This window comes from Paraburkholderia sp. J76 (assembly GCF_905220295.1).
Classification (GTDB): Bacteria; Pseudomonadota; Gammaproteobacteria; order Burkholderiales; family Burkholderiaceae; genus Paraburkholderia.
This window is the reverse complement of record NZ_CAJMZJ010000005.1, coordinates 358347-371834: the sequence shown is the minus strand read 5'-3', so window position 1 is coordinate 371834 and position 13488 is coordinate 358347. Positions and strand designations below refer to the sequence as shown.

Below are 13488 nucleotides of genomic sequence, written 5' to 3'. Positions count from 1 at the left end.
CCGCCTCTGGATCCAAAACGAACAGAACGAGGGCCATTATACGGACTGCGCACTGCGCGAAATACTGGCCGGAAAGCCTATACCGAATGGATGACTGTTGGTGCGGCGCGCGCTTCGTTACGCTGATTCCGTTCCCGATGGCTCATTTCGTTGCCAGCATATGTTCGACCAGTTCAATCCAGTGCGTGACCGGAATCGCCGTGCCGCTTTGCAGGTGCGTGATGCAGCCTATGTTGGCGGAAACGATCAATTGCGGCTCCAGCGCCTGCAGCCGGTCCACCTTCTGGTTGCGCAGCGTGTAGGAAAGGCGCGGCTGCATGATCGAATAGGTGCCCGCGGAGCCGCAGCAAAGATGGCTGTCGGCGGGCAGCCGCACGTCGAGTCCGAGCGCGGTGAGCAGCTTTTCCACGCCGCCGCGCAACTGCTGGCCATGCTGCAGCGTGCAGGGCGGGTGCCAGGCCACGGTCTTGATGCTGCGCCGTCTCGTTGCGGCCACGAGCTGTTCCTCGTACGCAGGCAGCAGTTCCGAAAGATCGCGCGTGAGTTCGACCACGCGGCGCGCTTTCTCCGCATAGGCCGGATCGTCGCGCAGCAGGTGGGCGTACTCCTTCACCGTCGCGCCGCAGCCCGAGGCGTTCATCACGATCGCTTCCACGCCTTGCTCTATGTGCGGCCACCAGGCGTCGATGTTCGCGCGCACGTCGCCGAGTGCGTCGTCGACGTAGCCCAAATGCAGGCGGATCGCGCCGCAGCAGCCCGATTGCGGCGCGACGATCGTTTCGATGCCCAGCGCGTCCAGCACACGCGCGGTGGCGATGTTGATGTTGGGCATCATCGAGGGCTGCACGCAGCCTTGCAGCATGAGCATCTTGCGCGCGTGCTTCGCAGTGGGCCACGCGAGCGAGCGCTGGCGCACCGGCACCTTGTCGCGCAGGCGCTTGGGCAGGAGCGGGCGCACCTGCTGGCCGAGGCGCATGGCCGGCGTGAAGAGCGCGCGGCGCGGCAGCACGCCCGCGAGCAGGCGACGCATGACGCGTTGGCGCAGCGGGCGCTTCACCATTTGTTCGGCATGCTTGCGTCCCACTTCCACGAGGCGCCCATACTGCACGCCCGAAGGGCAGGTGGTCTCGCAACTGCGGCACGTGAGGCACCGGTCCAGGTGCGTGAGCGTGCTCTTGGTGACCGGCGCGCCTTCCACCATCTGCTTCATGAGATAGATGCGCCCGCGCGGGCCGTCCAGTTCGTCGCCGAGCAACTGATAGGTCGGGCACGTCGCGGTGCAGAAGCCGCAATGCACGCACTTGCGCAGGATCGCGTCGGCTTCGTCGCCGTCCGGGGTGTTGCGTATGAAGTCCGCGAGGTTCGTCTGCATCGCCGCGTGTGGATGTCGTCAGAAGTCGGAATACAGCCGGCCGCGATTGAATATGCGGGCCGGGTCGAAGGCGGCCTTCAGGCCGCGATGGATCTTCATGAGCGGCGCGGGCAGGGGCGTGAAGACGCCCGCGCTGCGGTCATAGTCGCGCCCCGTGCGGAACATCGTGGCGTGGCCGCCGGCCTGCTTTGCGCTGATGCGCACCGTTTGCGCGTCGGTTTCCGTGATCCACCAGCGTTGCGCGCCGCCCCATTCCATGAGTTGCGCGCCCGGCAGTTGCAGGGGCTCGGCGATCGAGGGCAGCGCGAGGCGCCAGAGCGCCGCGTTGGGGGCAATCGAGGCGAAAAAGGGATCGGTCTGCTCGCGCAGGCCGGCCCAGAAACGTTCGGCCTCCACCGCGTCCACCACTTCGCCGCCCAGGCTCGCGCGCGCGGTTTTCACGGCCGCTTCCGCACCGGCAAGGCGTACCGCGAGTGTGCCGTTGCGCCAGGCGCTTGCCGTCATGGGCAGCGGGCGGCCGCCCCACTCGTTGAGCTTGCGCACGGCGTCGGTGCCGTTCATGTCGAACTTGAGCGTGGTTTCCGCTTGCGGCACCGGCAGCACCTTCACCGAAAGCTCCACCAGCAGGCCGAGCGTGCCGAGCGACCCCGCCATGAGCCGGGATACATCGTAGCCCGCCACGTTTTTCACGACCTGGCCGCCGAAGTGCAGCACCTCGCCGTGGCCGTTCATGAGCACCGCGCCCAGCACGAAGTCGCGCGGCGCGCCCGCGCTCGCGCGCCGCGGCCCGGCAATGCCTGCCGCAATGCAACCGCCGAGCGTTGCCTGTGCGCCGAAGTGCGGCGGCTCGAACGCGAGCATCTGGCCGTGGGCCGCAAGCGCCGTTTCGATTTCCACGAGCGGTGTGCCGGCGCGTGCGGTGATCACCAGTTCAGCCGGGTCGTACGCGATGATGCCGCGGTGCGCGCGCGTGTCGAGAATCTCGCCTTCGAGCGTCTGGCCGTACCAGTCCTTGGTGCCCCCGCCGCGAATGCGCAGCGCTCGCCCATCGGCGCTCGCCGCCCTTATGCGTTCGGACCAGTCCGAGACGATGTCGTCCTCTTCCATGTCGTGATGGTCGCGCTCGTTCGTTATATGGTTCGTTCGATTGTACTGAGCGAACCTTTCCTGACAACCCGGAGCGGACCCTCATGCGGGTCACGCGAAACGCATAAGCGGCGCGGCGCGTTGCGCGCGTTTGTCCGTCTGCCAGTACGTCTGTCAGAAGCGGGGCAACTCAGGATGCGGCAGCAGATTTCCCCGCACGTGCATGCGCCCGTACTCGGCGCAGCGCGCTCGCGTGGGGATGCCCTTGTCGGGATTGAGCAGCCGCGCGGGGTCGAACGCGTGTTTCACGGCATGAAACGCGTCGCGCTCCTGCGGCGAGAACTGCACGCACATCGAGTTGATCTTCTCGATGCCCACGCCGTGCTCCCCCGTCACCGTGCCGCCCAGTTCGACGCAGGTTTCGAGAATGTCCGAGCCGAAAGCCTCTGCGCGGTGCCATTCGTCGAGATCGTTGCCGTTGAAGAGAATGAGCGGGTGCATGTTGCCGTCGCCGGCATGGAATACGTTGATGCAACGCAGCCCATACTGCTTTTCCATTTCGTGGATGCGCGCGAGCAGCGGCCCGATCGCGCGGCGCGGCACGGTGCCGTCCATGCAGTAATAGTCGGGCGAGATGCGGCCCGCCGCCGGAAACGCGTTCTTGCGGCCCGACCAGAAGCGCAGGCGCTCTTCTTCCGTGCGCGAGATCTGGATGCGCGTGGCGCCATGCTCGCGCAGCACCGTGGTCGTGCGCGCGATTTCGTCGGCGACTTCCTCGGGCGTGCCGTCGGCTTCGCACAGCAGGATCGCGGCGGCGTCGAGGTCGTAGCCGGCGTTCACGAACTCCTCCACGGCGCGCGTGGCCGGCTTGTCCATCATTTCGAGGCCCGCCGGAATGATGCCCGAGGCGATGATGCCCGCCACGGCGTCGCCGCCTTTCACGACGTCGTCGAAGCTCGCCATGATGACCTGCGCCGTTTGCGGGCGCGGAATCAGCTTGACGGTCACTTCGGTCACGATGGCGAACATGCCCTCGCTGCCGATCATCACCGCGAGCAGATCGAGGCCCGGCGCATCGGGCGCGAGCGAGCCGAATTCGACGATCTCGCCGTCCATCGTCACGGCGCGCACGCGCAGCACGTTGTGCACGGTGAGGCCGTACTTGAGGCAATGCACGCCGCCCGAATTCTCCGAAACGTTGCCGCCTATCGTGCAGGCGATCTGCGAGGAGGGATCTGGCGCGTAGTAAAGGCCGAACGGCGCCGCCGCTTCGGAAACGGACAGATTGCGCACGCCGGGTTGCACGGTGGCCGTGCGCGCGTACGGATCGACTTCGAGAATGCGCTTGAAGCGCGCGAGCGAAAGCACGATGCCGTGCCGGATCGGCATGGCGCCGCCCGAGAGGCCGGTGCCCGCGCCGCGCGGCACGACCGGCACATCCAGGCGCCGGCAGATCTGCACGATGCGTTGTACCTGCGACTCGGTTTCCGGCAGTGCCACCGCGAGCGGCAGCCGCCGGTAGGCGGCGAGGCCGTCGCATTCGTAGGGAACGGTATCTTCCTCGCGATGCAGCAGGCAATGCGCCGGCAACACGGCCATCAACGCCTGGACCACCTCGCGCTGGCGTTGCGCGAGCGCTTGCGGGCTCAGCTCGGGCAAGTTCGCCTCTGGTGCGTTCATGTCTCCTCCCGTGTGTTGCGCTTATCGACGCGCGTTTGCGCTTGCCGGTTACGCCGCCCAGGTGAAAATCTTGCCCGGATTCATCAGGTTGTGCGGGTCCAGGGCATGCTTGATCGCGCGCATCGTGTCGACGGTGTCCGCGCCGTGCTCCTCCACGAGAAAACCCATCTTGTGCAGGCCCACGCCGTGCTCGCCGGTGCAGGTGCCGTCCATCGCAATCGCGCGCTGCACGATGCGGTGATTCAAGCGCTCGGCTTCCTCGATTTCCTCGGGCTTGTCCGGGTCGATCAGGATCGCCACGTGGAAGTTGCCGTCGCCCACGTGGCCGACGATCGGGCAGGGCAGCGGCGAGGCCTTGAGATCGGTTTCCGTCTCGATCACGCATTCGGCGAGGCGCGAGATCGGCACGCACACGTCGGTCGTCACGGCGCGGCAGCCCGGCTTGAGCTGCAGCATCGCGAAGTAGGCGTTATGGCGCGCGTTCCACAGGCGGCTGCGGTCCTCGGGGCGCGTGGCCCACTCGAAGCCTTCGCCGCCGTGCTGCGCCGCAAGCTCCTGCACGAGTTGCGCCTGTTCCGCGACGCCTGCCTCGGTGCCGTGAAATTCGAAGAAGAGCGTGTGCTTCTCGCGCAGCGTGAGGTTCGAATGCTTGTTGATCGCGCGCACCGCGAGCGAGTCGATGAATTCCACGCGCGCGATCGGCACGCCAATCTGGATCGTTTCGATCACGGTGCGCACGGCCTCGGCCATCGAAGGGAACGCGCACACCGCCGCCGAGACCGCCTCGGGTTGCGGGTAGAGCCGTACCGTAATTTCGCTGATCACACCCAGCGTGCCTTCCGAGCCCACGAAAAGGCGCGTGAGGTCGTAGCCTGCCGACGACTTGCGCGCGCGCGTGCCGGTCTTGACCACGCGGCCGTCCGCGAGCACGGCGGTCAAGCCGAGCACGTTCTCGCGCATCGTGCCGTAGCGCACGGCGTTGGTGCCCGAGGCGCGCGTCGCCGTCATGCCGCCGATGCTCGCGTCGGCGCCCGGATCGATCGGGAAGAACAGGCCCGTGTCGCGCAGCGCCTCGTTAAGCTGCTTGCGCGAGATGCCCGGCTCGACGGTCACGGTGAGATCTTCGGCGTTGATCGAGAGCACGCGGTTCATCTGCGAGAGGTCGATCGACACTCCGCCTTGCACGGCCAGCAAATGACCTTCGAGCGACGAGCCGTTGCCGTAGGGAATGATCGGCACGCCGTGGCGGCCGCACAGCTTGACGATGGTCTGGATGTCCTCGGTGCTCCGCGCGAATACCACGGCGTCGGGCAGTTGCGGATCGAACGGCGATTCGTCGCGGCCGTGGTGGGCGCGCACGGCTTCGGAGGTGGAGACGCGTTCGCCGAACGCGCTGCGCAGTTGTTCGAGGAGTTCGGCGGGGAACGGGCGGCGTGCGAGGGCCGGCGGCGCGGGGTGATTCACGCGGGTGTCTCCTTCGTATGGATATGACTGCTGGTCAGACCATTTTACGCCGAACGTCCGGAGCGCAAAGCGGCGCTCCGCATGCTGCGCTGCACGAAACCTATAATGGCCGCCGGGTGTGAGCGCGGTGGGACGCCTTATCGGCCGCCGGGCGCCCAAGACGCGCAACCAGCGCCAATTTTCAGCTTCGGAGAGCACGAAATGGGCAATCGCCTGAGCAAGATCGCAACGCGCACCGGCGACGACGGTTCGACCGGACTCGGCGACGGCAGCCGCGTGCGCAAGGACGACGCGCGCATCGCGGCGATTGGCGACGTCGACGAACTGAATTCGCAGATCGGCGTCCTGCTGTGCGAGACGCTGCCCGACGACGTACGCGGTTTGCTCGTCGCCATCCAGCACGACCTGTTCGATCTGGGCGGCGAGCTATGCATGCCGGGCCACACGCTCATCACGGACGAACACCTCGCGCGGCTCGATGCCGGTCTCGCGCATTACAACGGCACGCTGCCGCCGCTCAAGGAATTCATTCTTCCAGGCGGCTCGCGGGCGGCTGCGCTCGCGCATGTTTGCCGCACCGTCTGCCGGCGCGCCGAGCGCGCGGTCGTCGCGCTCGGCGCCGCGCCGAACTCGGGGCCTCCGCTCGCCGATACGCCGCGCCGCTACGTCAACCGGCTCTCCGATCTGCTGTTCGTGCTCGCACGCGTGCTCAATCGGGCTGCGGGCGGCAGCGACGTGTTATGGCGGCACGATCGCGGGGCGAGCAAGGACGAGCGCGCCTAAAGCATAAAAGGGCGCCAATACGTCCATTTCCCGCACCGCAAAACGCGCGCAGAGCCATACCGGAAGGCCGGCCGCCGCGGGCCACCCTCTTACCGCCATCTGAAAATTGCTGGGGTGCGACAAAATGCCTGGGTTGGCCTGTCGCATTAAAGATGTATCGTTTATACATCTTTAAAAGGAGAAGCCGCGAATGACTGCGCTCACCGCCGACCAGATGGCCCGCGTGAAGGCTACTGCGCCCGTTTTCGCCGAGCACGGCGCCACGATCACCAGGCATTTTTACAAGCGGATGTTTGCCGCGCACCCCGAACTTAAGAACATCTTCAATCAGACGCATCAGCAAAGCGGCAGCCAGCCCGAAACGCTCGCGCGGGCGGTCTACGCCTACGCGGCGAACATCGACAACCTGGGCGCGCTCGGCGGCGCGGTCACGCACATCGCGCACAAGCACGCGAGTCTGAATATCCGTCCGGAGCACTACCCGATCGTGGGGCGCCATCTGCTCGGCGCGGTCGTGGACGTGCTCGGCGACGCCGTGGACCAGCCCACGCTCGACGCCTGGGCCGTGGCATACGAGCAACTGGCGAACATCATGATCGGCACCGAGGCGAAGCTTTACGAGGGCGCGTCGTGGAGCGGCTTCCGCCCGTTCAAGGTATTGCGCAAGCAAGTTGAAAGCGACGAGATCACCTCGTTCTATCTCGCGCCGGCCGACGGCGCATCCGCGGGCGGCTTCGAGCCGGGCCAGTACGTGAGCGTGACGCGCTTCGTCGACAAGCTTGGCGTGGACCAGCCGCGCCAGTACAGTCTCTCGGACGCGCCCCACGGCAAGTGGCTGCGCATCTCGGTGAAGCGGGAAGCGGGGCGCGGCGAAGCGCAGCCGGGTCACGTGTCGAACATCATGCATGACGGCGTGGAAGAGGGCGCCGTGGTGCACGTGAGCGCGCCGATGGGCGAATTCACGCTCGATCGCAAGAAGACGACGCCGGTCGTGCTGATGAGCGGCGGCGTGGGCATCACGCCGATGAAGTCGATGCTCTCCACGCTGATCGCCGAGCGCAGCCAGCGTGAGGTGACGTTCGTGCACGCCTGCCGTAACGCGAAGGTGCATGCATTCCGCGACTTTCTGCGTAACGCCGTTTCCGGGTATCCGAACGTCAGGCGTGCGGTGTTCTACGAGGAAGTGGGCGCAAACGATCGCCACGGCGTGGACTACGACTTCGAAGGGCGCATCGACCTCGGCCGAATCGAAGCGGACGTACTGCTGCCCGACGCCGACTACTATCTGTGCGGCCCCGTGGCGTTCATGCGCGAACAACGCGACGCGCTACTCGCCCGCGGTGTCGATGCCTCGCGCATTCACACGGAGATTTTCGGCTCCGGCATGCTGTAACGAAACACATTAAAACGCCTGGCAGACCGAAGTAAAAAAACGCCGCGCGAAAAGTGCGGCGTCTCGCTTAGGGGAGCGGTAAATCATGTATCGATTTGCAACGCGATCGGCGAGCGCAGTCATTCTGTCGAAGGCCGCCGGTTCACGGCGCGATACCCCGACGGCGAAATCGAGAGTCTGCGCCGGAAGATTCGTGCGAGACGCTCGCCGCGCGGCACGCCGCAGCGTTGCGCGATCTCGTCGATGGGTAGATTGGTTTGCGCGAGCAACAGGCAACTGGCGTCGAGCCGGGTACGCAACAGGTATTCGGAGGGCGTGAGGCCCGTTTGCGTCTTGAAGTGGCGCAGGAAGTTGCGCATGCTCATTTGCGCGACGCGCGCCGCGTCGGCGACCGAGATCGGCTGATGGTAGTTCTCGCGCAGCCAGTGCGCGGCCGAGTTGATCTTGCCGTTCGCGCTGTCCGCCTCGCCGTCGTCGAGCATCGGGCCGAGCCGCTCCCAGGAGCCCGGCATGGAGTCCTCCGAAACGCGCTGTGCAAGCGCCACGCCGTGATTGCGCTTGACGACCTTGAGCGCGGCGACGAGCGCCTCGGAGGGCGTCACCACGGATGCGCCTGCGTTGCGCGCCTCCAGCGCGCGGCGCAGCCGCTGCGCCGAGCTTGCCGTATTGCCGCCGCCCGTGCGCAGGAAGGGCACATCGGCGGCGGCGAGCACGGCGCGTCCTTCGCCGAGCGCGCGGATGATGCGCACCTTCGGGGCGAGCGTTTGCAGCCGCGTGATGAGCCGCGCATTGTCGCGCGCCTGGATCGCACCGGGGCCGCCGGCGATGAACAATGTGTCGAAGCCGCTGCGCAGCGGGCCATGCAGACTCTCGGACCAGATCCGCAGGCCGCAGCCGCTGGCCACGTTGCCGCCAGGCTCGGACAGCATGACGATCGAATAGGCGGGAAGTGTGTCGGCGCAGGCGTCGTTGGCGAGACGAAACACGTCGGCGAGCAAGGTCACGTCCCCGAGCGGGAAGCCCTCGAAAACCAGGATGCCTATGCGTTTGGCCACGTGTCCGATCTTCAAGTGAGCGCCGCGCGGCTGGAAAGCGGCTTGCCGGCAGACCACCCTGTCGATGTACATGGCCGGTTCCTCGCGCAGAAAGGATTCGCAGGAGTACGTTGCGCTTTTGCGCCGCGCGCCCTGATCCGGCTGTGTGGGGCTGTTACATGCGGTCACATCACGCTCTCGGGATTCATGATAGGCGCGTGAGCCCCTGGCGCACGGCACAGTCTGAAAATGCCGAGAAGTTGGCAGAATGGCTCGGTATGGACTGTAGATTGGGGCGGCCCCGAAGCAAACCCGGAAGCGAGCCACGAAGCGAGCCCCGCGCAAGCGTCGCGGGGCGCGAAAAAGCGAACGCGCAAGTGTGCCGCACTGGCGCGCTTTCAGCGAAAGTACTGTTTCGTGTTCTTGTGAACGTCGTCGCGCGTGAGTAGCTCCTCGGGCCAGAGCCACGCGTACTGGCTATGCTGGTCGAAGCGCCCCACAGGCGCCGCGCTGTCCAGCATGAACGCATAGGCGAGCACGACGTAGTGCGTGCCGATACCGTTTTCCGCCGCGAAGTTGTCGGGATAGTGATGCTCGTACACGCCGACGAAGCGGGCCGCGGAGCGCTGCATGCTCGCAATGCCTAGCTCGGTTTCGACGACGCGGGTGAAGGCGGCGTCGAGCCGTTCGTCCTTGCGAATGCGTCCGCCCGGAACGAACCAGGTGCCGCGCGCGGGGCGGTTGCGCCGCTGGCCTACGAGCACGCGGCCGTCGGCATCGGCGACGATCAGGTCGATCGCGACGAGCGGTGCGAGCCGCACCACCTCCAGGAATTCTGTCGGTGAGAGCATGGACGAGCGTATCCGCGGGGTGTCGGTCGTGTCGATTAGATGGTCCGATGCGCAGCCGCTGCGCATACGGCGCGTGCGGGGCACGCGTCGCGTTCTACAGCAGTCTAGGCGGCCCGATATCGCGTTGCACTGTCCGCAGCCGCCTAAGTCTCGCTATCGTGGGCCAAGATGCAGGCACAGGCCCATGCGCGCTCAAGGCTTGGGCGCGACATAACCCGCGGGCGTGATGGCGTTCGATCGGGCGACATCGGCGTTGTCCGACACTACATATATGGGCGATTCGGTCAGGCGTAGCGGCAGCAGGCCGTCGTTGTAGGTCATCGAGGTCGGGTTGCCCATCATGTCGAACACGCTCACCTGGCCCGAGCGCCCGCGCGCGTCAACCTGAAGCGTGTAGTTCGTGGCGCGCGTTGCGTCGAAGCCCGTCTTTGCGCTCCAGCGCGCGTTGTCGTGGCTCCACAACGCCGTGACGACCTTGCCGCCGCCGCCCGGGCGCGCGAACGCGTAAGCGTAGACGCCCGCGGGCGTGCCTCGCAGCGGCCCGAGCGTATACGTACCGTCGATCAGGCGCGTCATGGCCGCGACCGCGAGCGCGGCGGGCTTCGGGCTGATGTTCGACGCACCGTACATGCCCTTCGGATGCTCGAGTTCGAAAAACACGCCGTAGCCGGCCGCGGTCTCCGGCATGTCCGCGCCATAGAAGACGAACGTGGTGTCCGCGCCTTCGCCCAGCAGGATCAGATGCGCGCGCGCCACCACCGCGCCCTGCGCGTAGAGCGTTTGCGCATCGGGATAATTGGCCGCGTAGTTCGTACCGATGTCGTAACTAATACCCGTTTCGGTCACGAAGAGCGGGGCGCCGGGCTTGAGCATGTCGCGCATCGTCGCGCGCAGCTCGCGCATGGCTTCGGGCAGCGAAAGCGTGCCTTTCTCGGGCGCGCCGTAAAGACGCTCGGGCGGATGCGAAGGGCTCGTGCCGAAATCGTAATAGCCGTGGATCGTCACGCCATCCAGATATTTAGCAATGCCGAGCGGTGCGAACTTCTTGAGCCATTCCGTATTGCCCTGCACGCCTGCATAGGTCGGACCCATCACGATGGCCGAGGGGTCGGTGGAGTGTATACCTTCGTAGACGGTCTTGTAGAGATCGACGAAATGCGCGTCCGTGTCTTTCCATGGCAGCCCTCCGTCCTTGTCGGGCTCCCACGTGACCTGATAGTAGTTATGCGCCTGGCGCGGGAAAACACGCGCGCGGATGCGTGCGGACTCCGCGCCTACGCGCGACATGTACTCGCGCAACTGCGGCAACGAAGAAGGCAGATAGCTGTGGGTCTCCTGGTTGCCCGGACTCGCCCACGCGGGAAACCCGTCCACCGTGATCAACCGCATGATGTCGCCGGGCTTGAACTGCAGATCGAGCTGGGAGGTGGCCGCATTGAACGTATTGGGATCCTTCGGCTCCATGACGTACCAGCCGCGCTTGTCGTTGGCCCACGCAAGGCCGAGGTCCGTATAGAGCGGACGCAAGCCGTCGCCGCCGCAGCAGTGCTGGCCGGGCGCGATATATGCTGAGCCTTGCCCTCCGAAGCGGTGGAGGTCCTGGCGTGCAAAGGTGGGAGCGGGGAGTGCCGCGCCCACATCGGGCAGCACGCCGAACGTGGTGATGCCGGCCGGCCGGGTGCCGCGCTGGGGCAAACCCGCAGAGGGCTGCGAAGCCAGCGACGCGGAAAACGCGAAATAACCCGCCTGCGGCAGCGCGCAGGTCAGCGACGTGACGCGCGGGCCGGCTGCCACCGCGAAGTTGCCGCTAGCCTGCGGGCGGCTCCAGGTATCCGTGATCTGCCAGTTCACCTTGTCGTCACGCGTTGCGCGCGTACTCACGTCGATGCGCACGCTCTTGCCGCGCGGAAAAAGCCGCGTACCATCGCTGCCGGGCGTGTCGGCCGTGATGGGATCGTCGCTGGCGTCCGTCGCCGCGCGGCTGCCGGCGCTCCTGCAAACGGGCGCGTCGGCGGCGCGGCAACTCACTGCCGTCAGAAGAATGCCGAACGTGCCGAGCGCGAGCGTTGCAGCCTGCACCCATGAAAAGGCGCGCGAGCGGCGCGCGCCAGGAGGAGTCGCGAATGTGGATGCAAGGGCTAGGCGCAATGTCATTGGCAGGTTCCTCACAGCATGAAAGGGTAAGCCTAGTTGTTCGAGCCAGTCATTTGACGCCAGCGTCCAGGCTTTTCGCGCAATTTTCCCTGGAAGCCTCGTTAGAGTGTTGTGCAGTGCTCGCGGAGTCCAATCATATAAAGCGGCTTTTTGAGAATTTTTTTATTGTGCGGCGCAAACAGGAATTAACAGGTTTAAAATGCGTTGCGCACGTTTGAAATCCACGTGCAACGCGACTTAAACATCATTTAATCAGACGAATAGCGTCGCAGTCTTTTATTACCCGTTTCACTTCCATCCAATGCGTGCGCATCGATCGGAAGGCATCGAATGATTTTGTCGTAACAAAGGCGAAAATACCGGCGCGTCGCGCTTATCCGGCACTTTTGCCCAATTCGATGTAATCGAACTAATTGCCTTTCACGCAGTTTGCTCGCAGTTTGCTTTTGGCCATTCGACCTCGGCGCACGGACTTCTAAACGGTCCTCGACCGGACTAAATGCGCCAATGTCTCGCCAGTTTCGGTCAGTCGTCGTTTCGGGAATTTTTCTCCGCATATGATGCACTGCACACGGAACGCTATCGAAATGCTATTACCGCGACTTTTCGCTTGGGACGGGGGATTGTTTAGGGGAAAAGCATGGCGTACGCAAGTCTGGATTTACCGTCGTTCAGTCGCCCGCATCTCGTGACCGCGGGCATCAGTCGAGAGGTGCGTCATATCGCAATTCTGCTGTTCGATGGTTGTTCGCTCCTCGGCGCCGGTATTGTGGCTGAAGTGTTTCATGTGGCGAATGAACTCTCGACAGACACCGCTCGCAGTTCACCATACGATGTCAGCATTCTTTCGGCCGATGGCGGCAACGTAACGTGTTCGTCGTCGGTACGGGTCTGGACGGATGGACTCGATGCACGCCACTACGTCGGTTTCGACGCTTTGTTCGTGGCGGGCGGAAAGGGCGCGTTCGCGGCGGCCAACGACGAGCGTCTCGTCGCGTGGCTGCGTCGCGTGCATGCGAACACCGGCACCATTCGTCCGATTGGTGAAGGCCGTTCGCTGCTCGAGGCGGCGAGCCTGTGCGGCCAGCGCACGCAGCACGAGTTCGGCTCGTATGCGATGCAAACGGGACGCGAGGACGCGGGCGGCGACGCCGGCGACCGGCTCGAGTCGATGAAGAGTGCGCTCACGCTCGTCAAGCGAGACCTGGGCGTGGACGTTGCGCGCGCAGTGACCGAGCGGCTCATGCCGGACTCGGGCGGCAATCTGTTGCCGTTTCTCGGCGATGCGCTTGGCAGCGCTCCCGCTGACAAGGTGCGTGCCGCGGCGCGTTGGCTGCAGGAAAACTGTCAGCGCGCCATATCGATAGCGGACGCTGCGCAGGTCGCCGCGATGAGCGAGCGAAATTTCCTGCGCCGCTTCAAGCTGGAGATGGGCATCACGCCATCGGACTACCTGTTGCATGCACGTCTGGCCATTACCTGCAGCCTGCTCACCGATTCGGAATTGCCGGTCGACAAGATCGCGCGCCGCACCGGCATGGGCAATGGCGACCGCCTCGCCAAGATCTTTCGCAAACGCATGATGATTTCGCCTACCGAATATCGCGAGCAGAGCCGTCGCGAGGCCGGGGTAGAGGCACTGTAACCGCGGACGCTGTCACGCCGCGGTAA

Annotated in this window: 10 protein-coding genes; 3 read left to right on the top strand and 7 right to left on the bottom strand. The window is 65.2% G+C overall.

What is annotated here, in order from left to right:
• Window positions 1–142 precede the first annotated feature (142 nt).
• The 4 genes from glcF to U5768_RS12825 form a co-directional block, all read right to left on the bottom strand.
• Window positions 143–1372, bottom strand: a complete 1230-nt coding sequence (gene glcF / locus U5768_RS12840; RefSeq protein ID WP_322030772.1) for a glycolate oxidase subunit GlcF — start codon at window positions 1370–1372, stop codon at window positions 143–145.
• Window positions 1373–1390: 18 nt separating this feature from the next.
• Entirely contained in the window at window positions 1391–2479 is a 1089-nt protein-coding gene (glcE, locus tag U5768_RS12835; protein ID WP_322030771.1) for a glycolate oxidase subunit GlcE, read from the bottom strand.
• 153 nt (window positions 2480–2632) lie between these two features.
• Window positions 2633–4138, bottom strand: coding sequence for an FAD-linked oxidase C-terminal domain-containing protein (locus U5768_RS12830; RefSeq protein ID WP_322030770.1), 1506 nt, complete (start codon window positions 4136–4138; stop codon window positions 2633–2635).
• A 48-nt stretch (window positions 4139–4186) separates the two neighbouring features.
• On the bottom strand, window positions 4187–5602 hold the full coding sequence (locus tag U5768_RS12825) for an FAD-binding oxidoreductase (protein ID WP_322030769.1): 1416 nt from the start codon (window positions 5600–5602) through the stop codon (window positions 4187–4189).
• A 201-nt stretch (window positions 5603–5803) separates the two neighbouring features.
• Here U5768_RS12825 and U5768_RS12820 point away from each other — a divergent pair, with 201 nt between their 5' ends.
• Window positions 5804–6385, top strand: a complete 582-nt coding sequence (locus U5768_RS12820; protein WP_322030768.1) for a cob(I)yrinic acid a,c-diamide adenosyltransferase — start codon at window positions 5804–5806, stop codon at window positions 6383–6385.
• Window positions 6386–6575: 190 nt separating this feature from the next.
• Window positions 6576–7778, top strand: a complete 1203-nt coding sequence (gene hmpA, locus U5768_RS12815; RefSeq protein ID WP_322030767.1) for an NO-inducible flavohemoprotein — start codon at window positions 6576–6578, stop codon at window positions 7776–7778.
• 119 nt (window positions 7779–7897) lie between these two features.
• Here the strand turns inward: hmpA and U5768_RS12810 are convergent, their stop codons facing one another.
• The 3 genes from U5768_RS12810 to U5768_RS12800 all read right to left on the bottom strand — a co-directional run bounded on the left by U5768_RS12810 (window position 7898) and on the right by U5768_RS12800 (window position 11817).
• A complete protein-coding gene (locus tag U5768_RS12810) occupies window positions 7898–8905 on the bottom strand; it encodes a GlxA family transcriptional regulator (protein WP_322030766.1) in 1008 nt (335 codons plus the stop codon).
• Between the two features lie 305 nt (window positions 8906–9210).
• Window positions 9211–9663: a GDP-mannose mannosyl hydrolase gene (locus U5768_RS12805; protein ID WP_322030765.1), complete on the bottom strand. Its 453-nt coding sequence runs from the start codon at window positions 9661–9663 to the stop codon at window positions 9211–9213.
• A gap of 192 nt (window positions 9664–9855) precedes the next feature.
• Window positions 9856–11817 carry a hypothetical protein gene (locus tag U5768_RS12800; protein ID WP_322030764.1) on the bottom strand — a complete coding sequence of 654 codons (1962 nt, stop codon included), beginning with the start codon at window positions 11815–11817 and terminating at the stop codon, window positions 9856–9858.
• 640 nt (window positions 11818–12457) lie between these two features.
• Here U5768_RS12800 and U5768_RS12795 point away from each other — a divergent pair.
• The gene (locus tag U5768_RS12795) at window positions 12458–13462 is read left to right on the top strand and encodes a GlxA family transcriptional regulator (protein ID WP_322030763.1); all 1005 of its coding nucleotides are present in this window, start codon (window positions 12458–12460) and stop codon (window positions 13460–13462) included.
• Window positions 13463–13488 lie beyond the last annotated feature (26 nt).